The 21835-nt window shown below is 41.6% G+C and carries 25 protein-coding genes and 1 pseudogene; 17 read left to right on the forward strand and 9 right to left on the reverse strand.

The window, feature by feature from the left end:
- Positions 1-201 precede the first annotated feature (201 nt).
- The 4 genes from WA1_RS20455 (at position 202) to WA1_RS20465 (ending at position 2254) form a co-directional block, all read left to right on the forward strand.
- Positions 202-498, forward strand: coding sequence for a hypothetical protein (locus WA1_RS20455; RefSeq protein ID WP_017741676.1), 297 nt, complete (start codon positions 202-204; stop codon positions 496-498).
- Positions 495-614, forward strand: a complete 120-nt coding sequence (locus tag WA1_RS60030) for a type II toxin-antitoxin system PemK/MazF family toxin (protein ID WP_272819187.1) — start codon at positions 495-497, stop codon at positions 612-614. The genes WA1_RS20455 and WA1_RS60030 overlap by 4 nt, the downstream gene beginning before the upstream one ends.
- Positions 615-756: 142 nt before the next feature.
- A complete protein-coding gene (locus WA1_RS20460) occupies positions 757-1131 on the forward strand; it encodes a cupin domain-containing protein (protein ID WP_017741675.1) in 375 nt (124 codons plus the stop codon).
- A complete protein-coding gene (locus WA1_RS20465; protein ID WP_017741674.1) occupies positions 1124-2254 on the forward strand; it encodes an alpha-hydroxy acid oxidase in 1131 nt (376 codons plus the stop codon). Before WA1_RS20460 ends, WA1_RS20465 begins: the two co-directional genes overlap by 8 nt.
- 166 nt (positions 2255-2420) lie before the next feature.
- Here the strand turns inward: WA1_RS20465 and tsaA are convergent, their stop codons facing one another.
- On the reverse strand, positions 2421-2984 hold the full coding sequence (tsaA, locus tag WA1_RS20470; RefSeq protein WP_017741673.1) for a tRNA (N6-threonylcarbamoyladenosine(37)-N6)-methyltransferase TrmO: 564 nt from the start codon (positions 2982-2984) through the stop codon (positions 2421-2423).
- Positions 2985-2999: 15 nt separating this feature from the next.
- The gene (locus WA1_RS20475; protein ID WP_148662727.1) at positions 3000-3326 is read right to left on the reverse strand and encodes a hypothetical protein; all 327 of its coding nucleotides are present in this window, start codon (positions 3324-3326) and stop codon (positions 3000-3002) included.
- Here WA1_RS20475 and WA1_RS20480 point away from each other — a divergent pair.
- The 4 genes from WA1_RS20480 (at position 3320) to WA1_RS20495 (ending at position 6779) form a co-directional block, all read left to right on the forward strand.
- Positions 3320-3667: a hypothetical protein gene (locus tag WA1_RS20480; RefSeq protein WP_017741671.1), complete on the forward strand. Its 348-nt coding sequence runs from the start codon at positions 3320-3322 to the stop codon at positions 3665-3667. The genes WA1_RS20475 and WA1_RS20480 overlap by 7 nt on opposite strands.
- Positions 3668-3824: 157 nt before the next feature.
- A complete protein-coding gene (locus tag WA1_RS20485; protein ID WP_017741670.1) occupies positions 3825-4649 on the forward strand; it encodes an SDR family oxidoreductase in 825 nt (274 codons plus the stop codon).
- Positions 4646-5557, forward strand: a complete 912-nt coding sequence (locus tag WA1_RS20490; protein ID WP_017741669.1) for an alpha/beta fold hydrolase — start codon at positions 4646-4648, stop codon at positions 5555-5557. Before WA1_RS20485 ends, WA1_RS20490 begins: the two co-directional genes overlap by 4 nt.
- A 361-nt stretch (positions 5558-5918) precedes the next feature.
- Positions 5919-6779: a hypothetical protein gene (locus WA1_RS20495; RefSeq protein ID WP_066612935.1), complete on the forward strand. Its 861-nt coding sequence runs from the start codon at positions 5919-5921 to the stop codon at positions 6777-6779.
- Positions 6780-7038: 259 nt separating this feature from the next.
- Here WA1_RS20495 and WA1_RS20500 read toward each other — a convergent pair whose 3' ends face one another.
- Together WA1_RS20500 and WA1_RS20505 are read right to left on the reverse strand one after the other, a co-directional pair.
- A complete protein-coding gene (locus WA1_RS20500) occupies positions 7039-7953 on the reverse strand; it encodes a DMT family transporter (RefSeq protein WP_017741667.1) in 915 nt (304 codons plus the stop codon).
- A 12-nt stretch (positions 7954-7965) separates the two neighbouring features.
- A complete protein-coding gene (locus WA1_RS20505; protein WP_017741666.1) occupies positions 7966-8976 on the reverse strand; it encodes an aromatic ring-hydroxylating dioxygenase subunit alpha in 1011 nt (336 codons plus the stop codon).
- A gap of 196 nt (positions 8977-9172) precedes the next feature.
- Here WA1_RS20505 and WA1_RS20510 point away from each other — a divergent pair, with 196 nt between their 5' ends.
- Positions 9173-9637, forward strand: coding sequence for a CYTH domain-containing protein (locus tag WA1_RS20510; protein WP_017741665.1), 465 nt, complete (start codon positions 9173-9175; stop codon positions 9635-9637).
- A 163-nt stretch (positions 9638-9800) separates the two neighbouring features.
- On the opposite strand, the gene WA1_RS20515 is transcribed toward WA1_RS20510, so the two are convergent.
- Positions 9801-10772, reverse strand: a complete 972-nt coding sequence (locus tag WA1_RS20515) for a Rieske 2Fe-2S domain-containing protein (RefSeq protein WP_017741664.1) — start codon at positions 10770-10772, stop codon at positions 9801-9803.
- Positions 10773-10965: 193 nt separating this feature from the next.
- Between WA1_RS20515 and WA1_RS61755 the strand changes: the two genes are divergently transcribed.
- Positions 10966-11877, forward strand: a complete 912-nt coding sequence (locus WA1_RS61755; protein ID WP_419183592.1) for a TetR/AcrR family transcriptional regulator — start codon at positions 10966-10968, stop codon at positions 11875-11877.
- Positions 11878-12357: 480 nt separating this feature from the next.
- On the opposite strand, the gene WA1_RS20530 is transcribed toward WA1_RS61755, so the two are convergent.
- Positions 12358-12573 (reverse strand): hypothetical protein, encoded by a 216-nt coding sequence (locus WA1_RS20530; RefSeq protein WP_017741661.1) that lies wholly within the window; start codon positions 12571-12573, stop codon positions 12358-12360.
- An 822-nt stretch (positions 12574-13395) separates the two neighbouring features.
- Here WA1_RS20530 and WA1_RS20535 point away from each other — a divergent pair.
- The 3 genes from WA1_RS20535 (at position 13396) to WA1_RS20545 (ending at position 16376) form a co-directional block, all read left to right on the forward strand.
- Entirely contained in the window at positions 13396-13632 is a 237-nt protein-coding gene (locus WA1_RS20535; protein WP_017741660.1) for a hypothetical protein, read from the forward strand.
- Positions 13629-14078 (forward strand): HNH endonuclease, encoded by a 450-nt coding sequence (locus WA1_RS20540; RefSeq protein ID WP_017741659.1) that lies wholly within the window; start codon positions 13629-13631, stop codon positions 14076-14078. The genes WA1_RS20535 and WA1_RS20540 overlap by 4 nt, the downstream gene beginning before the upstream one ends.
- A 177-nt stretch (positions 14079-14255) precedes the next feature.
- On the forward strand, positions 14256-16376 hold the full coding sequence (locus tag WA1_RS20545) for an S-layer homology domain-containing protein (protein WP_017741658.1): 2121 nt from the start codon (positions 14256-14258) through the stop codon (positions 16374-16376).
- 115 nt (positions 16377-16491) lie between these two features.
- Here WA1_RS20545 and ppsA read toward each other — a convergent pair whose 3' ends face one another.
- A complete protein-coding gene (ppsA, locus tag WA1_RS20550; protein WP_017741657.1) occupies positions 16492-19110 on the reverse strand; it encodes a phosphoenolpyruvate synthase in 2619 nt (872 codons plus the stop codon).
- On the opposite strand from ppsA, the pseudogene WA1_RS55145 reads away from it, so the two are divergent.
- From WA1_RS55145 to WA1_RS20560, 3 genes and pseudogenes are all read left to right on the forward strand, one after another.
- Positions 19111-19272, forward strand: a pseudogene (locus WA1_RS55145) (IS4 family transposase); the annotation flags it as partial.
- Between the two features lie 52 nt (positions 19273-19324).
- Positions 19325-19588: an AbrB/MazE/SpoVT family DNA-binding domain-containing protein gene (locus WA1_RS20555; RefSeq protein WP_017741656.1), complete on the forward strand. Its 264-nt coding sequence runs from the start codon at positions 19325-19327 to the stop codon at positions 19586-19588.
- Positions 19575-19817 (forward strand): type II toxin-antitoxin system VapC family toxin, encoded by a 243-nt coding sequence (locus WA1_RS20560; RefSeq protein ID WP_017741655.1) that lies wholly within the window; start codon positions 19575-19577, stop codon positions 19815-19817. The genes WA1_RS20555 and WA1_RS20560 overlap by 14 nt, the downstream gene beginning before the upstream one ends.
- Here WA1_RS20560 and WA1_RS60040 read toward each other — a convergent pair.
- Positions 19779-19940 carry a hypothetical protein gene (locus WA1_RS60040; protein ID WP_272819188.1) on the reverse strand — a complete coding sequence of 54 codons (162 nt, stop codon included), beginning with the start codon at positions 19938-19940 and terminating at the stop codon, positions 19779-19781. The two genes, WA1_RS20560 and WA1_RS60040, sit on opposite strands and share 39 nt — an antisense overlap.
- Positions 19941-20010: 70 nt before the next feature.
- Here WA1_RS60040 and WA1_RS20565 point away from each other — a divergent pair, with 70 nt between their 5' ends.
- Complete coding sequence (locus WA1_RS20565; protein WP_017741654.1) at positions 20011-20610, forward strand: hypothetical protein; 600 nt, start codon at positions 20011-20013, stop codon at positions 20608-20610.
- 292 nt (positions 20611-20902) lie between these two features.
- Here WA1_RS20565 and WA1_RS20570 read toward each other — a convergent pair whose 3' ends face one another.
- Positions 20903-21799: a LysR family transcriptional regulator gene (locus WA1_RS20570; protein WP_017741653.1), complete on the reverse strand. Its 897-nt coding sequence runs from the start codon at positions 21797-21799 to the stop codon at positions 20903-20905.
- Positions 21800-21835 lie beyond the last annotated feature (36 nt).

Raw genomic sequence — 21835 nt, forward strand, 5'->3', positions numbered from 1 at the left:
AATTTTCTCCCAACCTCGTCAAATAGGAATCTAACTGTTCCAAACCTTCTTCTAATGGGTCTTTCTTTTTATGGCACCAAACTTTTAATTCAATAGTATAGCATTATTGCTCATATGCGATCGCCTAGTGGATGGCTCGAACCGGAACAGATTGCTGCAAAAGTATAGCCAATAGCAATCTCGATTTGTTGTGCTAAAATAATGGATCTGTTGGCAAAATACGTCTTAGCTGGAAGAGCAAGCGAAATGATATCACTAAGTTTACAAGAAATCGAGCGCTCCATCCGTACCTTATCCCTAGAAGAAAAACTTTGGCTGCTCGAACGTATCGCTAGACAAGTCCGAGAAAAGCAACAGACAGCCAATTTGTTTGCTAATGAGAAATATATGCAGCAACAATTAAGGGCAATGGCTAGCGACCCTGATATTATAGTAGAAATAGCCGCCATTAACGATGAGTTTGCCGTTACTGAGATGGATGGTTTGGAAAAGGTGTGAGCATTCAGCGAGGTCAAATTTATTTAGTAAATCTCAATCCAGTTCAGGGAAGGGAACAGGCGGGTACACGACCTGTTTTAGGTAAGGTCTATAGACAAAGGGCGGTTTCCCACTGAAGCATTTGCTCAAGTTTCCGACGCGAAGATGCTGGAAATAGAAGCGACTGTTCGCTACTGTTTGGGTTTGTAATCAACTTATATCATGTCCTTGCTGTTGGTAAACTAATCTTTGTGATGCCTTCAATCATAATTAACAACCATGCCACAACTCATACCCGAACCGAAGCGTATCGAAGCCGCAGGTAATAAGCCCAAGTTAATTGATGAGTACATTGGGCGCGTATCAACTCAGACTGAATCTCTCAGTATTGCTCATATGCGATCGCCTAGTGGATGGCTTGAACCGGGACAGCGTCCTGAGTTTGATGAATTCACCGTAGTTTTTAAAGGCACGCTAAGAGTAGAATATTCGGATGGGTACTTCGATGTTCAAGCTGGACAAGCGGTAATTGCACGAGCTGGTGAATGGGTTCGCTACAGCACTCCCACAGAAGAGGGGGCGGAGTATATTGCTGTTTGTCTTCCTGCATTTTCACCTGACACCGTGCATCGCGATGAAATGGGTAATGAATAAAAATAGTACCAAACCGCTGAATTTATTTGAGTATGAAAAGTTAGCCGTTGAGTGCTTATCTCAAATGGCTTTGGATTACTATGCTAGTGGTGCTTGGGATGAGGTCACGTTAAGAGATAACCGGGCGGCTTTTGAACGATACAAGTTGCGTCCGCGAATACTCGTAGATGTGAGCAAGCGCAATTTAGCTACTCATATCTTGAGTCAACCCATCCAAATGCCTCTCCTCATTGCTCCCATGGCTTTTCAATGTCTTGCTTGTCCTGAAGGAGAAATTGCTACAGCAAGAGCAGCTCGATCTTCTGGTGTTGGGATGGTGTTGAGTACTCTCTCAACAAAAAGTATAGAAGAAGTCGCAACTGTTTGCGATCGCGTAGCGGCGGCTTTGCAGCATCGCTCTCATTCTCCTGCTCTCCAATGGTTCCAACTTTACATCCATAAAGACCGAGGACTAACTCGTGCTTTGGTAGAAAGAGCTTATGCTGCAGGATATAAAGCGCTTTGTTTGACTGTAGATGCGCCTGTCTTGGGACGCAGGGAACGAGACAGACACAATGAGTTTGCTCTACCACCAGGTTTGCAATTGGCTAATTTGGGGAATATTTCCGGGCTGAATATTCCCCATCAAGAAGGGGAATCTGGTTTGTTTACCTATTTTGCCCAGCAATTAGATCCTGCAGTGACTTGGAAAGATTTAGAATGGTTACAGTCTTTATCTCCCCTACCCTTGGTGTTAAAAGGGATTTTACGGGGAGATGATGCTGTGCGTGCAGTAGAATATGGAGCAAAGGCAATTGTTGTTTCCAACCACGGCGGGCGTCAATTAGATGGTGCGATCGCGTCTTTAGATGCTTTAGTAGAAGTCGTCAAAGCAGTCGATGGTGGTGCTGAAATATTGATTGATGGAGGAATCCGTAGAGGAACTGATATTTTAAAAGCTCTAGCATTAGGAGCAAAAGCTGTGCTTGTAGGTCGTCCTATATTGTGGGGATTGGCTGTCGCTGGAGAAGCTGGTGTTGCTCATGTTATCGAATTGTTAAGAGATGAGTTAGATGTGGCTATGGCATTAAGTGGTTGTGCAAGTTTAGAGGATGTGGATAGTACAGTGACCAGTGACCAGTGACCAGTGACCAGTGACCAGTGACCAGTGACCAGTGACTAGTGACCAGTGACCAGTGACCAGTGACCAATCCCCGAGTTTACCAAGTAGCCTCATGAACTGTATGCACTGACATATAGGAAAATTTCTCTTCCCCCACTCCCTACTCCCCACTCCCTACTCCCTTTTTTCAAGTCGGTCTATCTTTTCCGAAGATGTCTATTTCATACTCTTGAGCATTTTCCATTTCATTTACATAGCCGCACTTGGCATTTGGAAAAGAATCACAGTAAGTTACGTAGGGCTTGATATCGAGTACGGGCGTTTGGTCAAGTAGATCGATTCCCTCGACGTGCAAAATTAAACCTTCTATTTTGATAAGCTTGGGTGCGCTGATTCCAATGGGGTTGGGACGATGGGGGGCGCGAGTTGCTAGCGTCCCTCGTCGGATGCGCGGTCCTCGTGGCAATATAACAGTAGGGTTCCAATGTTTGTTTAGGTGCAGCCATGCTATCACCCAAATGCGATCGAAGCCATCCATGTCTTTGAGGGCAATGGGAGGTATTCTATCAGAAAAGAGTTCTATTTGCGCTATTGCTGGCTGGTAATATGATGGGGTGCATTGAAGTTGGGCTTGACGCGGTGTACCATGTCTCTCTTTGTAGGGGGAGTGAACTACACCAATAGGGTGCAAAGTAATTCCATCAGGAAAGGAAACCGCTTCAACGTAGTCTTTCGGAGGGAATTTAGGCATAGTATTTCCAAAATATCATTTTCCGACTTTTTGCTCGAAAGCTGGCTTGTTTTTTAAAGTTCTCAATCTCCGAGCTTCTTCTGTTTCAATTACCATCAGTAACATAACTTCTAAGTAGGGCAGAACCCCACCTACATTCCTTAAATATTCTTTAGGTTTAGGCCAAGCTATGACTTCTGTTAGAGGAATAATTATTTTTTCGCAATTAATCTTATTTTTGTAGGCAGGCTGCTCATATAAGTGGAATTTGGCTGATTTTAACAGCAAGTCCTTATTTATAGTGATTTTGCCATGTCCCGCAACCACAAAAAGTAACGAAATAACGGAGTCTTGTGATGACAAATCTGATTTCTAATGCGATCGCCCACATCAGTGCTCTACTCAAAGAGTTTCAAGTTAAGCGTTTCGTAGCTGTTGTCCTAGTTGGATTTCTGGTGCTGACAACAAGCGTTAATGCTGAGCGTGGTGCTCAAGCTGTAACCAAGAGAGTTGACCAAGCCGTACATCAAGATGGTTCTGACAGACCAAAAACAACAGGAGAGTGGAATAGAGAAGCTCGTAAAACAGAAGATGCTCCTGTCCAACGAGCTCAAAGAATTGCAAAAGAATCAGCAGAAGCTGTGAAAGACCTTGGATCTGTATATCCAGACACTGTTAAAAGAACTGCAGGCGATCGCGACTAATTGTTTGTTCTTTGACGCTCCCCTTCTCACATCTAGGTGTGGGGAGGGGAACTATAATAAACTATACTAATAGCTAACCTTAACTCTGTATACTTTTATTTACCTGGCTGCGGTGATACGCCATCGCAAAACTGATACTTATCATTTTTATACAAAAATGAACATTACTATTATTGGTTGCGGATACCTAGGTTATGCAGTGGCTGAATACTGGCAGAAAATGCCTTTCACGATTACGGCTACCACAACTACCCCCGAACGTTTACCCTTATTGCAAGCAGTAGCCCAACGAGTTGCGATCGTCAAAGGTAGCGAACGCGAAGGTTTAAAATCAGTTTTACAAAATCAAGATGTGGTACTTTTGAGTGTTGGTGCAAAGGGCGCTGATAACTATGAAGAAGCTTACGTGCAAACTGCTCAAACTTTAATCGATACCCTAAAACAGATACCGACAGTACGACATCTCATCTATACAGGAAGTTATTCTGTATACGGCGATAGAAATGGGGATTGGGTAGATGAAGATTCATTAATTGAACCCACCAACAAAAACGGGCAAATTCTGGGAGACACCGAACAAGTTTTACTATCAGCCTCTGATGAAAATCTCCGTGTTTGTATTTTACGGTTAGGAGGAATTTACGGTCCTGGTCGAGAGTTAATCGAACTATTGGATCGATATGCTGGTACAACCCGACCTGGTAACGGTGAAGATGTGACAAACTGGGTTCACTTAGATGATATTGTTAGTGCAATAGAGTTTGCTCGCGAGCATCAATTACAAGGTATTTACAACTTAGTTGATGATGCACATCTTATAAGTCGCGAATTATACGATCGCCTGTTTGAGGCACACAATCTACCAAAAGTCACATGGGATTCTTCCCAACAGAGCAAGCGTCCCTACAATGCCAGGGTGTCTAATAAGAAAATAAAAGAGGCGGGATACAAGCTCATTCACCCCGATATGATTTTTAAATGATTACTCAAGATAAAGCAACATCTTCCACCCATTTTTACAATTGGAAAAACTATCGTGCTGGCTACGAAACCCTCAACCCCGGCTTTTCAGCACCTGAAGGCACGCCCCTGTTATTGATTCACCCCATTGGCGTTGGCTTGTCACGACAATTTTGGCGGCGGTTTCATACTGAATGGTACAAACAAGGACACCGCAATTCCATTTACAATCCCGATTTGTTGGGATGCGGCGAAAGCGATATGCCTCACGTCGCTTACACTCCCGATGATTGGGCAAAACAGTTGCAACACTTTTTGCAAACAGTTGTACAAAAACCTGTCATCGTTGTCGTGCAAGGTGCTTTATTTCCTGTTGCCATAGAATTAGCCCAACAAGAACCTAATTTCATTACCGGATTAGTACTAGCGAGTCCTCCAGCTATGCCTTTATTGACGAAAAACACACCTCAGTGGCAACAGAAAACAATCTGGAACCTTCTAAATTCACCTTTAGGCAACGCTTTTTACCGCTACGCACGACGGGAAAAGTTTTTAAGTTCCTTCTCAACTCGTCAACTGTTTAAATCAAGCGAGGCTGTGGATGCTGAATGGATAAACACCTTACAACAGGGTGCAGAAAATCTTGAGAGTCGTCATGCCGTTTTTGCGTTTTTAGCTGGCTTTTGGCGTAAGGATTATAGCAGCGCCATATCTTCTATCAAACAACCAACATTAGTTGTTTTAGGTGAGGACATCTCAAGCATTGCCAAAGAAGGTAAAGGATTGAACTCAGATGAATGGTTAGCTGATTACCTTGCTCGTTTGCCCAAAGGTCGGGGAGTGAAGATTTCTGGTCGCAACGTTTTGCCCTATGAATCTACCACTGAATTTGTTAGAGCAGTAGCACCATTTATTGGCGATCTGTCCTAAGAGGATGTTTTAAAAGTCTCAATTAATACAGCCTTGGCGATTGGAAATCGCGACTATACAAGCAAAACCCACCTACGTGGGTTTTAATATCTTGATTTCCCGTTAGTCCGCGCAGGCGGACTTAGTTTGTATAGTAGCGAATTATATTCGCCCAAAACTTTTCAAACATCCTCTAATTTTAACGTGAGGTTGACAGACCTTGCTCTGCCAACCTCCCTCTCCTAAGGGAATTCAATATAAAATCTCAGACATCCTCAAACATGAAAGTCTTACTCAACTGACAAATTAAAAAAACGTAACAGCACACTTGTAGCACTTTTGCGGCACACTGTTGTGAGAAGACAAAATTAAGATTGAAAAAATGGCAACCGAAAATTCTCGTATTGTTACGTATTTACCGCCAGAACTTGCTGAGCGGTTAAAGCAATTTTGTGATGAAAAGCAAACAAAAACCAGCGAAGCTATCAAACAAATTCTCAGTGAATTTTTTGGTAAACCTCCGAGTTCCTCTACCAGTACCAAAGACTCAGAACCTCAAATAGCAGGTCTTGAGGAGAGATTATCTATATTAGATAATATTACACAAAGAATATCTGCGTTAGAAAGTTCTTTTGCCAGACTCCAGGAAATGAATGTTCCTCCGAGTGTTCCAGCACAAGATATTCCACCAGTGTTGGTAGAAAGTGCGCCAGAATCTCATCCAGAAGCAAGCAAAACATCTGATGAGACTCCTAAAGTTCAATCTCAGAAGAAAAGCAAAAACGGGGCTGTTCCAAAAACCAGCAAAACATCTGATGAGACTCCTAAAGTTCAATCTCAGAAGAAAAGCAAAAACGGGGCTGTTCCAAAAACCAGTAAAACATCTGAGGAAACTCCTAAAGCTCAATCTCGGAAGCAAAGCAAAGATGAGTCTGTTCCAGAAACCAGTAAAACATCTTCCGAGACTCCTAAAGCCCAATCTCGGAAGCAAAGCAAGGACGAGTCTGCTTTAGAAACCAGCGAAACATCTGATGTCACTCCAGTCGAATCGTCCAAAGAATCTACCGCAAGCCAAACGTGTACTGTAAATGAGTTGGCTAAAAGATTGAGCGTCACGAAGACGACCATTTCGCGCAACAAAGACCGGGAGCATTTTCGCTCTTGGTCTCAGGGACATGACCCGGAGGGAGTGGCTTGGGAATTTCACCCTGAGGAGATGCTTTTTTATTCACTCAAGGAATAAACAGTGACCAGTGACCAGTTACCAGTGAATCTCCATACTTACTCCCGAACCGCCAGAAAATTACCTATTAAAAAACCGCCAAGACGCCAAGGACGCCAAAAAAAAGAAATAACAGGAGCGGTAATCTTACACCGGGAAGGGAGTAACAGTAGGAGATTTGAATAATGAAAATAAATTTTTTTATCATAAATAAATTTAGGGGCTTATACCGTACACGTAACTGGTCACTGGTCACTGGTCACTGGTCACTGGTCACTGGTCACTGGTCACTGGTAAAGCGATAAACCAAAAAAACTCCCATTGATACGATCGCGCCACCCAAAACTACAGACCCATTCAATAACTCTCCTAAGAAGACATGGCTCAGTGCTAGACCTATGACTGGTGTAATAAAAAAGAAAGCAGAAACTGTAGTTGCACTATAGCGATGAAATAGCTCAGCTCGCAGTACGAACGCGATCGCATTCACCGCAACACCTTGATATATTACGCCCAACCAAGACCGAGAGAAATGTGGGATGGTCAGTGGAGATTCAAAAACCAACGTTAACAACCAAAAAATAGGTAAACTTAGACTTAACTGCCAAAAGGTAGCTTGAATTGCAGAGACACGCCTGTTTACAGTCCTCAGATGCAGTACCATGATTGATAGTAAGGTCGCACTCAGCAACATTAAACTATCTCCTATCCAAGTCGTTTCTCCTTGGACATTCAAGCGATCGCTAAAGACAATCAAGACACCAGCGAATGCCAAGGACAAACCAGTAAATTTACCTATATTTATCCGTTCGCCCCTGCTACCAAAGCTATTGAAAATCGCTATTAAAAATGGATAAGTAGCGATAAAAACACTCGCCCTGCTTGCTAGGGTTAGTCTCAGTGCTGGTAAAGCAGTAACGTTCAACAATACAAATAAAATAGCAGAAATCGAATGTAATCTCCACACGGCTCGTGCAGGCGGTTGCAATTTGATTGACTTAATCCGAGCGTAAACAAACAGTATAATACTGGCGAGCGAAAAAGCCAGCGATCCGCAAAACAAAGGCGTAAACTCCGTTAATGCTACTTTACGGGAAACTTGGTCTCCGCCAAAAATACCGCAAAGAACAAGTGCGAGTATTATACCAATAGGAGATATACCAGACTCATTTGTTTGGGTTGTTTGCTTTGCCATTAACCGCTTAATTTAAATACGACACTGTTCTATTTCTGCATATTTTTTAAGCAAAGCTGCTAATTTGTGTCGCATGATTAATCCTGGTTTATCAGATGCCATATGCTGTTCTTTGCTTAAGACTAAGGGAACATCGTAATCTGTCGTTTCCAGTATGGCTTTATCCTCTAAAGTGACAGCACGGTCAAAGGCAATAATATCACGAGCCGGAGTATCTGCTTCTGTGTCATTACGGAAACAAAACTGGATCAGTTGCGAGGCAGAATCGTTAATAGGAGTCATTGCAGAAAAGATAGCATGTACTAACCCATTGGGATAGCGAATGTAAAGTATGCGGCTAAATGGCATAAACCAGATTAATTCATTTGTCCGCAATGTTGTTTCTTGACTAATTTTCAAATTCTTTTGCTGTAGTGGTGGATTGATAACCGGATAAGCAGTTTTTACATGAATGCCATACTCTAACTCTACAATGTCTACTGAAGCTGGTTCTGGTTGTTTGCAATTACCAAAAGTCCCTTGATGTACAAAGCTAAAGTGAGCATTATCAAATTCATTTTCCATAAACCTCAAGCCACTACATTCCCATCGTTCGTAAAATTCTGGAATGTAACGAAAATGCTCCTCAGAAGCTTCTGGAATTTCAGGAATTGGTGCTAGGGGATCTGACAAAGCTACCCACACATAACCATAGCGTTCGGTACAGTGGTAAGAAGGGATTCTGTAGCTAGAGGGGATAGGACTATCTTTTAACTGAGGGACTTCTACACATATCCCACCAGCATTATATTGCCAACCGTGATACGGACAGCAAATGTTACCCTCAATGACTTGTCCTTTAGAAAGTTGAGCAGTCCGGTGACAGCAGCGATCGGCAATAGCAGCAGGTTGTCCATCTGCTGTTAGCCACAAAACAATCTTTTGTCCCAATAATTCAAACGCTTGCGGACTCTTTAACAAATTTTCAAGAGTGATAACCGGATACCAAAATTGTTTTAAAACAGTTTGTTTAGTCACTAACATTTTTTTAACCTTTAGCAACTCTTATTAAATAGATTTAATGGGAATATAATATTAGCTTAAAGTTACCTATTCGTAAAGAAACAATGGCACTTATATTGAGTGGATCGCAGGCAAACGTTAAATGGGTGGACAGTATATAATCAACGACAAATTGTAAAGATAAGCTAAGAAAATAGTACTTAAATAAAGAACTAAAATGGCACGAGAAATAGAACGTAAATTTTTAGTCAAAGGAAATAGTTGGCGAAATCTAGCAGAGGGGAGTGTATACCGTCAGGGATATATTGCCACGCATAAAGGAGCTACTGTACGCGTTCGCATAGTAGGAGATCGGGGTTATTTAACGATTAAAGGACCTACTGTCAAATACTCAAGAGCAGAGTTTGAGTATCCTATTCCGCTCGAAGATGCTCAAGAAATGCTGGATACCTTGTGTGAGCGACCTTTGATAGAAAAAATCAGATATAAAGTGGAGTGGGGTGGTTTGATGTGGGAAATTGACGAGTTTGATGGTGTTAACAAAGGGCTAATCTTAGCAGAAGTTGAACTTAGTGATGAAAAACAACAGATTGAATTACCCGTCTGGATTGGTGAGGAGGTTTCAGATAATCCTCGATATTTTAATAGCAATTTAGTAAAAGAGCCATTTTCACAATGGTGAGGAGTGGGGAGTAGGAAATAAACGTAGGACTCGCGCATTTTTTCTCTGCGCTCTCTGCGTCCTCTGCGGTTCAAAAGTAATTTATTTAACCACAGAGGCGCAGAGTACGCAGAGGTAAGAGGAGGGCGAACTTGTGGTACACCGCAGCTTATTAAGAAGAGCCTTATATAACAGATGCCATTTCCCAATCCCGGTAGAGCCTTTCAGCATAAAACATAATCTCTTCATTCGGAAGTCTGATTTTAGCTTTTTCTCTGGGATACAAGTTCTCAATGGCTGTTGTATCTTGCTCAACTACAGTAGCTACAGCTTTAAGAATTGAATTTTTTAACAACAAATCCAAACCAGGTAACTTCATTTTTGTGTAGACAAGAACAAAAGTTTTAGTACTATTTTCTGTTTCCGGATAGAGAACATGAGTTTGCAAAAGGTCAACAACAGGAGTCTGGGTTTGAAAGGCTGTAAGAGCAGGGAAAGCATACTCTAGAATACTCTTGTACATTTTAGGCGCGATTAGTAACGCTGGATTGCTGAAAATTTCGCTGAGTGTATTGTCATCTCTGTAAAGTTCTTGGACAACTTTAGCCCAATAGCCATCATGTTCAAAGCTAGGAATATGATTGGCTTTGATTTTAAATAACTCGCGATGGGTTCCATTTTGGTGGTTATAGTCGTAATTAATTAAAAGGTTGTCTAAAAAACTGCCTTTGATACTTTTAATTCCAGCGACTCCTATAAAATTCAGCCCTGTTTTCAGTTTGGAAATTAAATCGGGAACTGGAATTTTTGGTTCAAACCCGCCATATGTCCAGATACAATCATCGATAACAATCAGTTCTAAGGGTTTTGCGATCGCTTGACTATCTGTTTTTCCTTCTCGGTACAATCTGCCTTCCTTATCAAATTCTAGTGCATGAAAGGGACAGGTAATGGTGTTTCTGTCTTTGCAAATCCATCCATCTGACAAAGGAGCCTGCATATGAGGACAGACATTCTCAAGAGCACAGATTTCGCCTTGCTGGTTTTGCCATAAAACATAATCATGACCGTTAAGCGTAATTTTTACAGGTTTGTTTGCACCCAACATAGATTTGTGAGCAATCAACCAAGGAGCACCTGGTAAGATAGGGTTCATATTTTTCTCCGTCAAATGAAATGCTGTTGACAACGGGACTGAGTCCTTCGCATCAGATCTAAGTTTTCTGTAAAATTGTGACAAATCATACCATTTTGGATTTTGGATTTTAGATTTTGGATTGAAAAAGCCCCACTTGGACTTAATTCTACCCAACTATCTGTCGCACTCTTTTTTCAAATTGGTATAGTTTGTGTTCTTATTTATAAATCATGACAGATTATTCACATTTGTCAAGAGAATTTTCTTAGGAACAGCCCCATGGGTTGCAAGCCGTCATGCATGGAAGCAACACTCTTTCCCCCATTCCCTACTCCCCACTCCCCACCCCCCTTCTATGCGCCGCCAACCCAAGCAAAAGCGAAGTCAGCAACGTGTTGAACGCATCCTAGATGCAGCTGCGGAAATCTTTGATGAAGTCGGTTTTGAGGCAGCAACAACTCATGCGATCGCAACTCGTGCTGACACAGCGATCGGTTCTCTGTATCAATTTTTCCCAGATAAGATGACCATTTTCCATGCGTTGGAATTACGTCACAGGGAAAGAGTCTATGCTGCATGGGCAAAGTTCAACAAGCCAGAAATTATTCAACAGCCTTTTGAAGGATTTATCTCAGCTATGGTTGTTATTTACAAAGAACTTCTTCAAGACCAAACCAGCCGGATTGTGTTTATGCAATACTTCAAGTCTCCAGCAATCTTTCAAAATATTGATGAAAGCTTTACTCAAGAAGCGATTGACTTCATGGCAAAACTTCTAAAGCAGCGCAACCGGGCGTTAATTCTGGAACAGTGCCAGCTACTCGCTGAAGTTAGCGTTCATGCTTGTAACACTTTAGCACTTGTGGCGCTACGCAGTGATGAACCCCATCGTCAGGAGATTTTCGATCAAATCCGAGCATTGTTATTTGCGTACCTACACCCTCATGTAGGGGATGAAATAGGGAATGAAGTTTCTCCACACAAGGTAATGAAAGTAATGAAATCAATCCAATGTCCCCATTGTGATTCAAGCGCCGTATCTAAAAACGGTCACCGTCATGGCAAGCAGCGTTATATATGCAAGGAGTGTGGCAAGCAATTTCCGGAAAGCTACTCTCGGTGAATGAAAGTAATGATATTCATTTAGAGGGTAAAGGAATCTTACTTAAGATAGTGGTAATGTCTTATCTTGATGTATCAAAGTAATCAAGCTACTTCTTTAAGGTTGAAACCATGTTTTCACCCTGGCAACTTCCCCTCCCGTTAGAAGAGTACGCAATGAGCCGCGTTGTTGTCTACTTTTACAATGGCAGATGGGTCCCAATTAAGTACTGTGTTTTAGAAAAGGCAATTGAACTTTATTACAAATCCCTGTTTTCAAAACAGGAAGTGGTTTTATTTCCTCCGGGGTTAGATCCTAATAGCTTTAATGATGCGGCTCAGTGAAAAGAGTTCAATAGACTTTCTGCAAAGGTTAAAAAAATGAATTACTAACCGCAGATGCACGCAGATGAACGCAGATAAATTTACTTGTGTAAGAGTTCTATTATGTAAAAAACTATTAAATAGTAGATTGTTTAGGCTTACTAATGAACTTGGTAATTCACGCCACGTTTTTTTTCTTATCTGACCACGGTATACCACCATTTATTTTAATGTCTTCTAATTCAGCACGTGCGTCTCTAATGTCTTCTTCATCCTCTTCATCATCGATTTTCTTTAATAATGCGACAATTTCATCTAAAGTGCTGTCGTAAGCGCCGTGTAGAAGTACGTTGATAGCCTTGATAATTTCTTCTCTTTCGCGTTTTGTTTTCATTTTTACACTTCGTTTAATTACTACTTACGTTGGTGGGTAAACTTGGTTAAGTACCTCCTCCCAAAGTTCTCGCGGAACAAGCCTGACAACTTTCTTTAATCCATAGCATTTAACCAAGGCAATGAGTATTAGATAGCCGTCAGTCGGATAACCTTGGTGAAGTTCTAGAGGACGTGGGAAAAAGTTAATATACTCATTATAGGTCAGAGGATTAGACTTGATTGTGATTTGGGATTTAATCGAGCGTACTTGTTCTGGATTTATTCTTCACTATCCTTATTAATCTCAGAAATCATACAAGTTTAAGATTATCACGACTAGCTCTTTTTGCTGCTGCTAAAAATTCTTTATTTCAGTATTTTTACTCGGAGCGAATGGAATTGCTATACTCAGGTTTACTCCTATCCCGCAAGGGAGATTACCTAATTAAATGAACCGCAAAGACGCAAAGTACGCGTCCGCGTAGCGTCTCCGTCAGGAGAAGAAAGAGAAGAGAGTAAGCACTAATGCCTAAGTATGCGTAGGTTTTTAGGAGCGGTGACAGTACATGATGCTCCATCTGAAACTGATGGCGGAGATGAGGTGGAGTTTCAATAGCATTGCGATCGGGATACCCGATTAGAACTCGAATTTTTTGCGATCGCGAAGCGCAAGTCGTACCCGGCTTATCGCACCCGTTTTTCTACATCATCTTCCGCCAAAGTATTTGGTTGCTCTAGGGATGTTCTGGTGCATTACAATTCGTTAAGGCTTCCCAATCGTCTAAAATTAATTGGCAACATAATTAAAGTAAGATTGTCAATTAGTAATGAGTATAAAATTATGAACCCAGTAGTAATTAAACCTTCATCGTGGTTAACATCGGGTATTCGAGTTGAAAAAGTGAACAATCTCAATCTTTTCAAATTTACTGAAGAGTTAGGCTCACGGATGCAAGAACTTCTAGATAGAAAAAAAGCTGATTTACTAACACCAGAAGAAGCTGCTGAACTAGAGGCTATTGGAGAATTAGATATGATTTTCAGTTATATTAATGCTACGATTGTATCTCAATCATGACTATTCCTAACAAGATTCAAGAGTTTGTACGGCATCGTGCTAATTTTCGATGTGAATACTGTCATTATTTGGAATTTCTCAGTACATCTCCTCTTACTATTGACCACATAATACCGAAGTCTTTAGGAGGTTCAGATGATGTAAATAATTTAGCTTTAGCTTGTCGTCGCTGTAATGAACGCCACTATAATTTCACTGTCGGTCTTGACCCAGACACTCAACAAGAAGTTCCCTTATTCAATCCCCGTCAGCAACAATGGTCTGAACACTTTCTCTGGACAAAAGATGGTACTAAAATTGTTGGCACTACTGCTGTAGGTCGAGCTACTTGTAATCGGCTCGACTTAAATGATGAACGTCGCATTGATCGCTTTATCCAAAAATCTCGACAGCTTTGGATACAAGGCGGTTTTCATCCTCCCCGTGAAGACCCGCAACAAGTATGACATAATTCAGACCAAGATCCCCGACTTCTTCAAGAAGTCGGGGATCTAAATTCTAATTATGAAGTTTTTTAAAGTTTTGATTTCAGTGTTAATTTTTACTGTATCGGAGGGATAAATAGACGAGGAAGGCATTAGGGCGCATTTACCACTAATGCTGTTTTCAATGGTGTGGGACACATGAATCAATCCTATTTAACAAACTTCGGTAAAATCGTTTTGGCAGCTGCTTATTTGGCGATCGCTTCTCCAGTATCGTCAGCTATTGCAGCCTCTGTACCCAAGACTACCGAAGCACAAAGCGCTGAAACTTCTACAAAGCAGCAATTATTAATTGCTGATGATGACGTTGATGACGACAAGACAACTGTTTCATCAGAATTGCCAGAAGAAGTCAAAACAGCGGTATTGAGTGATATTTCCCAACGTGCAAGTGTAGAAGCTTCTGCATTGCGCGTTGTGAAAGCGGAAAGGATTATTTGGCCCAATGGTTGTTTGGGATTAAAAGAAGAAGAAGGAAGTTGTACCAAAGCTTTAGTACCTGGTTGGCAACTTGTCGTTGCAGATAACAGCCAAATGTGGGTGTACCGCACGAACGAGTCTGGTGCGATCGCTAAGCTTGATGAAGCGTCAACCCAAGCGATTACTGCAACAATGATGAAGGTGCGAAGCACCAACGAACAGATCGCCAGTCGCACAACCGCTATCCAACGCCGTGAAACCGTAGTGGTACAACGCAGAACTCAAGCAAGTGCTGTAGAGGCTTCTGCACAAAGTTCTCAATTTAGCGGTGCAAGGGCTGCATCCGTACAAAGCACTCAAATGAGCGCTGCGACTGTTGCTGTTAAAAGCAAAACAGGTTTTACCCTTTCTATTCTGCAACCATCAGGAAGCTTTTCAGAAGTTATTGCCCGTATTTCTGTTAAAGGTAAGCGTGGTAAAGGCTATTTCAAAGAGCGCTTTTTAGGTGATTACAAGTATAAGATTAAGCAGACAGCTAAGTTTGTGAAGGGGTTGAAAGCAGGCGACAGAGTAGTTGTACGTTTGTTTGATACTCAAAATCGCTTTATCGGCTACAGCGAATTTGAATCTTTGTCTGCAAATACAGTCGTTAACCTGATTTTGTCGGCAAATCCAACACAATATAAAGTTGTCCGTACTGTTTACGGCTTAGATGCTGACTTTGATGGCGTCGTTGATGAAGGTTCTACCACCTATGACTACTTCTCGGAAGTCAGTGGTCAAAGTGCTAGCTTCTTCAGCAGTTCCCAACAAGTCAAAGTTAGCCAGTTCCAAGTTCAAGGTTATTCAACTGTTGCTAAGACTAGTGTTTATCCTGCTTCCTTCTCCAAAGGTAAATTTGCAGTTGTTCGTCAGTCTCTCAATGTTTTTAGTTCTAACTTAGCAGCAGCTTTAAAAGCTAAACCCGGTCAACTGGTACAACTACAGGAAGTTAGCCCTGACAGTAGATCCACTTACGATATTACCCAAATGATGATGGGCTATCGGGAAGTCGGTACAGCCAGGGGCGTTCAAGTGAAGTTTTCGGATGTGTCTGCAAACCACTGGGCAAAAGATTTTATTGCTGAGTTAGCAGCGCTGGAAATTATTGAAGGTTTCCCCGATGGAACTTTCCGCCCAGATGAGTATGTGACTCGCGCTCAATTTGCGGCAATGTTAAGCCAAGCTTTTGATAAAGTCACAATTCGGAGTGCAGTTAAGTTCAAAGATGTCTCAACCGCCTACTGGGCTTACAATGCCATCCGTGAAGCTTATCAAATGGGCTTCTTGGGCGCTTCTGGGAATGTGTTCAACCCAACTATGAACCTTTCTCGCTTGGAAACTTTGTTTGCCTTGGCAGAAGGTCTCAACTATACTGTTAGCGGATCGACAGAAGCAATTCTGACTGCTTACACTGATGCAACTACCATTAGAAGCGACGTTCGGAATGCGATCGCAGCACTCACACAACGGGGTATTGTCGTTAACTATCCTAACGTTCAGTCTCTCAACGCTGACAAAGTAGCAACTCGCTCTGAAGTTGTCGCTTTAATATATAAAGCATTGGTGAGTACTGGAGAAGTGGTAGATATATCCTCGCAATATGCTGTAGGACAATCGCAAATGCAGGTTGGACAGCAAGGAGAAGCTGAAGAACTCAATGTTGAACAGGTAAAACCCAAGAAACAGCATTGCAACCAAGGAATTGGTAACGGTGCTGAAGGTTGCGATCCAGGAAATTCCCATCCTCATGGTGGAAGTAACGACGAAGGCGGACGTACTCCTGGGATGAAGAGGTAAAAGTTAAATCCCGTTACAATACTACTCGGATAAGCGGAAATTAGAACCCCGGTATCTTAAAGATACCGGGGTTCTGGTACCTCAATATTTAAAATCCAATTTTGTAATTTTCGCTTTAATATAAGATTTCTACATACCCTTCTGTTCCATTCACCCGTATTCTCTGCCCATCTTTTATCCGTTTGGTAGCATTTTTCACTCCAACGACTGCTGGTAAGCCATATTCACGTGCGATAACTGCTCCATGAGTCATAAGTCCACCAACTTCTGTAACTAAACCTTTTAAGGATACAAACAATGGTGTCCAGCTAGGGTCAGTAAAAGAAGTAACTAAAATATCTCCATCTTCCAGGTCAGCATCTTCCATGTTTAAGATAACACGTGCTCGTCCCTCTATAACTCCGGAAGAAACAGCTAGACCTACAATAGCTTCATCTGGGAGATTTTCTCGTTTGTACTCAAGAGTAATGATTTCACCATCAGACGTGATAACACGTGGCGGAGTTAGTTTTTCATATAATTTGTACTCGTTTTTTCGTTTGTTGATGATTTGGTAGTCCAGTTTATTTGTGCGCACGACTTCGTGAAGTTCTTCAAAACTGAGATAGTATATATCTTCTTTTTCATGAATAACGTTGGCTTGTACGAGTTGTTCGGCTTCTTTTAACAAAGCCTGCTTATAAACGAAGTAGCGATTAACTATGCCGTATTTTGGATATTCACGATAACCGATAAAATTCCGGTAATGACCGATCGTTCGTTTTGTCTCTTTGGCTTTTTGTTCCCCATCTGGTAATTGTTTCAATCGATGTAATAACTCTTGTTCTTTTTTCAAAGCTTCCTGTAGCCCTTGCTCAAATTTCCGATTGCTGGCATTAGGCTCAAGATTTTTGATGTTACTGAGAATCATAGGGACAAGTGTAGTTGGTTTTTCGCTCCAACGAGTTTTCGTAATATCGATTTCCCCGGCACATCGCATTCCGTATTTGCTGAGAAAAGCACAGATAGCGTCCTGGGTTTTCTGTCCACCATCAAGCTTAACCAGTTCATCCAAAAAGTTATCATCTTTTACAGATTGTAAATACTCAATTACTTCTGGATAAGGACGAATCACATCTGCGACATCCAATAACTCCAAGCCCATGGACGAAGTAATGTTGTTGGGTATAGATTGAGAAAGCGTGTCTGCTACATTTTTTTCACCTAACCACTCCTTCATTTTTTCATTGATCCATGATGAAGCATTCATAGCAGTCATAATCACACCAAAACTTTGTGGATCGGATAAACTCTTCTTTAATTTCTGGGTGTCTTCCAGAATAAAATCAATTAGATCCGATCCTGATTTCGTTTGGATGTTATGTTTTAACTCGTCTATCGATGTTTGGCTACTCTTAATCAAATCAGAAACGATTGTCGGATCGTATTCGATTTGTGTTTGAAAATCCGCAGGCGACATACCTTTATTGCTTTTGCCGGGACTCAGTTCTTTTTTATCATTTGGTAACGATTTTATAAAATCTCCTCGCTCTATGATGGTCATAAGTGCGTCTTTTATGAGCGGCTCGGATTTTCCTAAGACATCTACTACAATTTCTCTTCTAACAGGTGAAGCCAGATCGTGTGTGATATCAACAAACAACCTTCCACCAGCTTTATACATGGGTCGAGCAGCTGTTAACTGGAAAAAAGACAATCCCAGTGGTTTCATTGGATCGGTCATCATTTGTTGATGACCGACAGATACATAAACGTGATTTTCTTCATCATTCACTTCAGGGATGGGATATAAAGTAGTGATTGGTCGGCTCTGGACTATATAAAATGTATCATCAGCCAAACACCATTCGATATCCTGGGGGCAGCCGAAATGTTCTTCGATCTCTCTGCCTATGCGCTCAAGCTGTAAAATTTGCTCATCCGTCAGCGCTTGTCTATTCTGCCTCTCAGGCTCGATCTCCTGTTCTTTCGTACTGCCATCTTTTAAGGCATAAATAGCCAGTTTCTTGGTGGATATCTTCTTATCGATAACCTTGCGGTTACACACTTTATAGATATCAGCATTCACCAGACCGGAGACCAAGGCTTCTCCAAGTCCGAAACTGGCATCAATGGATAACACTTTCCTATTAGAAGTAACGGGATCGGCAGTAAACAAAATTCCTGCCACCTGCGGGAAGACCATCTTCTGAACAACCACAGACAGGTAGACTTTACGGTGGTCGAAGCTGTTTTGAAGGCGGTAAATTATTGCCCTCTCGGTAAATAGCGATGCCCAGCACTTGCTGATATGCTTTAGAATTGCCACATGACCGATAATGTTCAAATACGTATCCTGCTGGCCTGCAAAAGAGGCTGTCGGTAAATCCTCAGCAGTTGCGCTGGATCGTACTGCATAGGCATTTTTTTCATCAAGCCTGGAGAGGAGGCGAGTAATCTCTTCATTAATGTCTTGAGGAATGGCTATCGCTTCGATGACCCTGCGAATCTCACCGCTAAGTTCACCGATTTTATCTCGGTCTTCCACCTTTAGAAGCGATAACTGAGCGAGTAATTCGTTAATCGACGACGTTTCCCTAATGATTCTTTTAAAAGCTTCAGTAGAAATACAAAAGCCATCCGGTACGTGGATTCTTTCAATCTTGGAAAGTTCCCCCAGGTTTGCGCCTTTACCCCCAACAACCGTGATTTTTGTTCGATCAATATCTTGAAAACAAAGCACAAATGAACTCATAAGTATTTCGCATCTCCAGAAAATCAAGATTTAGGTATTGTTAAACGACAATGAAAACCAAACGTTAAGTTAATTGTCGCACCTTTCCCGGAAAAACAGCGAGGATCTAAGGAGTTTTTCGGCCAAGCATCTTCTAAAATCCCCTTGAAAACTGCCTTGTAGCCTTAACTTGTGACAAATGATATAATGATAATATTCTATCAATTTTTAGTGTATGGAAATCATAAAGGTCACAGATGAAGGACAAGTGATGATTCCCGAATCATTGCGAAAATCTCATGGTTGGGAAATTGGTCAAGAATTGATAGCAATAGATATGGGTGATGGAATTCTTCTTAAGCCGAAAAAACCTTTTTTAACAACTACCTTGGATGACGTTGCTGGTTGTTTAAAATATCAAGGCGTACCAAAAACTCTTGAAGATATGGATAACGCAATTCGCCAAGGTGTAGAGGAATTATGGCATGGACGCAGTTGATACTAATATAATTGTGCGTCTTTTGACTCAAGATGACGAATTACAGTACCAAAAGAGTCTAGAAATTTTCCAGATGAAAAATATTTTTATACCAGATACTGTAATTATTGAAACTGAGTGGGTGTTAAGGTATGCATATAAGTTTAAAAGAGACGAAATTTGTAGAGCTTTAAGAAAACTTTTCAGTTTATCAAATGTTAATTTGAATAATGCAAACTTCGTAATCTGATAGACCCATAACAACAATACTCCCGTCCACTAGTTCCATTCGCCAATCTGGGTGTTCTGTTTGTAATTCTCGTAATTCCGCAATGGTAAACATAATGGTACGCGATCGCTGTTTCTTTTTCATTTTAGCTGGAATGCGATTCTTGCCGCTTCACGTCCACGACAATAAGACATGATGGTACAAAATTGAGTCTATGCCTTACAGCAACTTTACGTTCGCAAAAGCTAAAAAAGACTTTAACTTGATAGCGGTTGAAGGTGGACGGTTTCTACCGCAGATTGAGCCGATTCCACCAAGTGCTAGATTACAAGCCGCTTTGGAGGATTTGCCGTGGGCGATCGCTGTTGGTTCTGAACGAGCGAAGTCTGAATCGATTGTTTACCCTGTGTTACAAGAGGTGAGACGAATTCTCAACTTTCAAGTCAGCCTGTTCTCTGGTCGGGATTTTACTGTCGCTCCAGAAAAGGGACTCAATGGCTATGTTGATTATCTTATCAGTCGTTCTGTTGAACAACTCGAAATTGAAGCGCCGATAATCGTTCTGGCTGAAGCCAAACGCGATAATCTTAACGAAGGGATCGGGCAATGTATTGCCGAAATGGTCGCTGCGCAACAGTTTAATCAAACGAATGAAATACCTATCTCGACAATCTACGGGGTAATCAGTAATGGTACCCAGTGGCGTTTCATGAAACTTGAAGACAGAACAGTGACAATTGACTTAATGGACTATCCTCTACCTCCTGTAGAATTCATCCTCGGTATGCTAATTTGGATCGTTAGGGAAGGGTGAGATACTGTCACTGACAACGGAAAACACACCCCAATCAGTTCCTAAGGGGTGTGTTACTACACAAGGAGTATTCATTGAGTTTAGCATCGGATGAAAATTTTCTCATCGAATGTTCATCCTCTTTTCATCCAGAGGTTAAAAAATAGCAGATGTAGAGTTTTGTTTTTGGTATTTCGTCGTTATAAGGTTCAATTGAAATGTTTCAGTTCAACAGTGCTACCTACTTTGGCACTGTTATTTTTTACAGAATTTGTGGCAATTCTTTAGAGACGTTAGCAGCATCTTTTTTCTGTTATTTAACTTCAATTTGAGCAATGATTTCTCGAAGAACACGAACAAATGTCTGTAAGACAGTGGAAGTGTCATCCTGACGCCAAACTGCTACTAACTCTACTTCTACATTTAAGGAACTGAGAGTCGTGTAGACTACCCCAGTTCTATGAATGTTGCGGATGGAAGCAGGTGCAAGGGAAACACCCATACCGGCGGAGACAAGACCGAGAATTGTCTGCTTCTGACTTGCCTTTTGAAAAACTTTAGGACTAAAACCAGCTTGTTGAAATAAACTGATACATAAATCGTAATAGCCCGGTTCGAGATGACGAGAAACCAAAATGAAGGACTCGTTAGCGAGTGCAGATAATTTTAACTCTGACTGGGTGGCAAGTGGATGAGTTTCTGGCAAAATCACCACCAATGGCTCGCGTAGGATTGGTTCTTGAACTAACTCTGTATCGGGTATGGGTGGAATCATCAAACCGAGGTGAATTTGGCGATTTTGCAAAGCTTGAACTTGAGCGCTAGATGTCATCTCTTCCAATTCCAGTTCCACCAGTGGAAACCGCTCTCGGAATATCCTCAGAACTTTAGGCAAAAGACTGTAAGTAGCAAAACCAGAGAACCCTACTGTCAGTCTACCGTTTTCTCCGCGAGCAACTTGCCTTGCCATCTCTACCGCCTGAGATGCTTTATGCAATATCTGACGCGCTTCCTCCAAAAATGCTTTTCCTGCTTCTGTTAACTGTACTCGACGCTTAGTACGGTGGAACAAAAGCACACCTATCTCTGCTTCTAATTGACGGATTTGTTGGCTGAGAGGTTGCTGAGTCATGTGGAGTCGTTCTGCAGCGCGACCAAAGTGCAGTTCTTCTGCAATGACGACAAAGTAGCGTAAATGTCTTAGTTCCATAATCCGATTTGAACTTTTTAAGTGTTAATTGCTTAT

The sequence above is a fragment of the Scytonema hofmannii PCC 7110 genome (assembly GCF_000346485.2).
Taxonomy (GTDB): Bacteria; Cyanobacteriota; Cyanobacteriia; order Cyanobacteriales; family Nostocaceae; genus Scytonema; species Scytonema hofmannii.

Bases quoted from the DNA above. Each gene is read 5' to 3' on its own strand.
- WA1_RS20530 (WP_017741661.1), bottom strand. From the start codon at position 12,573: ATGAAAACAAAACGCGAAAGAGAAGAAATTATCAAGGCTATCAACGTA.
- WA1_RS20460 (WP_017741675.1), top strand. From the start codon at position 757: ATGCCACAACTCATACCCGAACCGAAGCGTATCGAAGCCGCAGGTAAT.
- WA1_RS20485 (WP_017741670.1), top strand. From the start codon at position 3,825: ATGAACATTACTATTATTGGTTGCGGATACCTAGGTTATGCAGTGGCT.
- WA1_RS20540 (WP_017741659.1), top strand. From the start codon at position 13,629: ATGACTATTCCTAACAAGATTCAAGAGTTTGTACGGCATCGTGCTAAT.
- WA1_RS20545 (WP_017741658.1), top strand. From the start codon at position 14,256: ATGAATCAATCCTATTTAACAAACTTCGGTAAAATCGTTTTGGCAGCT.
- WA1_RS20570 (WP_017741653.1), bottom strand. From the start codon at position 21,799: ATGGAACTAAGACATTTACGCTACTTTGTCGTCATTGCAGAAGAACTG.
- WA1_RS60040 (WP_272819188.1), bottom strand. From the start codon at position 19,940: ATGAAAAAGAAACAGCGATCGCGTACCATTATGTTTACCATTGCGGAA.
- WA1_RS20565 (WP_017741654.1), top strand. From the start codon at position 20,011: ATGCCTTACAGCAACTTTACGTTCGCAAAAGCTAAAAAAGACTTTAAC.
- WA1_RS20510 (WP_017741665.1), top strand. From the start codon at position 9,173: ATGGCACGAGAAATAGAACGTAAATTTTTAGTCAAAGGAAATAGTTGG.
- tsaA (WP_017741673.1), bottom strand. From the start codon at position 2,984: ATGCCTAAATTCCCTCCGAAAGACTACGTTGAAGCGGTTTCCTTTCCT.
- WA1_RS20465 (WP_017741674.1), top strand. From the start codon at position 1,124: ATGAATAAAAATAGTACCAAACCGCTGAATTTATTTGAGTATGAAAAG.
- WA1_RS20555 (WP_017741656.1), top strand. From the start codon at position 19,325: ATGGAAATCATAAAGGTCACAGATGAAGGACAAGTGATGATTCCCGAA.
- WA1_RS20535 (WP_017741660.1), top strand. From the start codon at position 13,396: ATGAACCCAGTAGTAATTAAACCTTCATCGTGGTTAACATCGGGTATT.
- ppsA (WP_017741657.1), bottom strand. From the start codon at position 19,110: ATGAGTTCATTTGTGCTTTGTTTTCAAGATATTGATCGAACAAAAATC.
- WA1_RS20480 (WP_017741671.1), top strand. From the start codon at position 3,320: ATGACAAATCTGATTTCTAATGCGATCGCCCACATCAGTGCTCTACTC.
- WA1_RS20500 (WP_017741667.1), bottom strand. From the start codon at position 7,953: ATGGCAAAGCAAACAACCCAAACAAATGAGTCTGGTATATCTCCTATT.
- WA1_RS20560 (WP_017741655.1), top strand. From the start codon at position 19,575: ATGGACGCAGTTGATACTAATATAATTGTGCGTCTTTTGACTCAAGAT.
- WA1_RS20515 (WP_017741664.1), bottom strand. From the start codon at position 10,772: ATGAACCCTATCTTACCAGGTGCTCCTTGGTTGATTGCTCACAAATCT.
- WA1_RS20455 (WP_017741676.1), top strand. From the start codon at position 202: ATGGATCTGTTGGCAAAATACGTCTTAGCTGGAAGAGCAAGCGAAATG.
- WA1_RS20490 (WP_017741669.1), top strand. From the start codon at position 4,646: ATGATTACTCAAGATAAAGCAACATCTTCCACCCATTTTTACAATTGG.
- WA1_RS20505 (WP_017741666.1), bottom strand. From the start codon at position 8,976: ATGTTAGTGACTAAACAAACTGTTTTAAAACAATTTTGGTATCCGGTT.
- WA1_RS20495 (WP_066612935.1), top strand. From the start codon at position 5,919: ATGGCAACCGAAAATTCTCGTATTGTTACGTATTTACCGCCAGAACTT.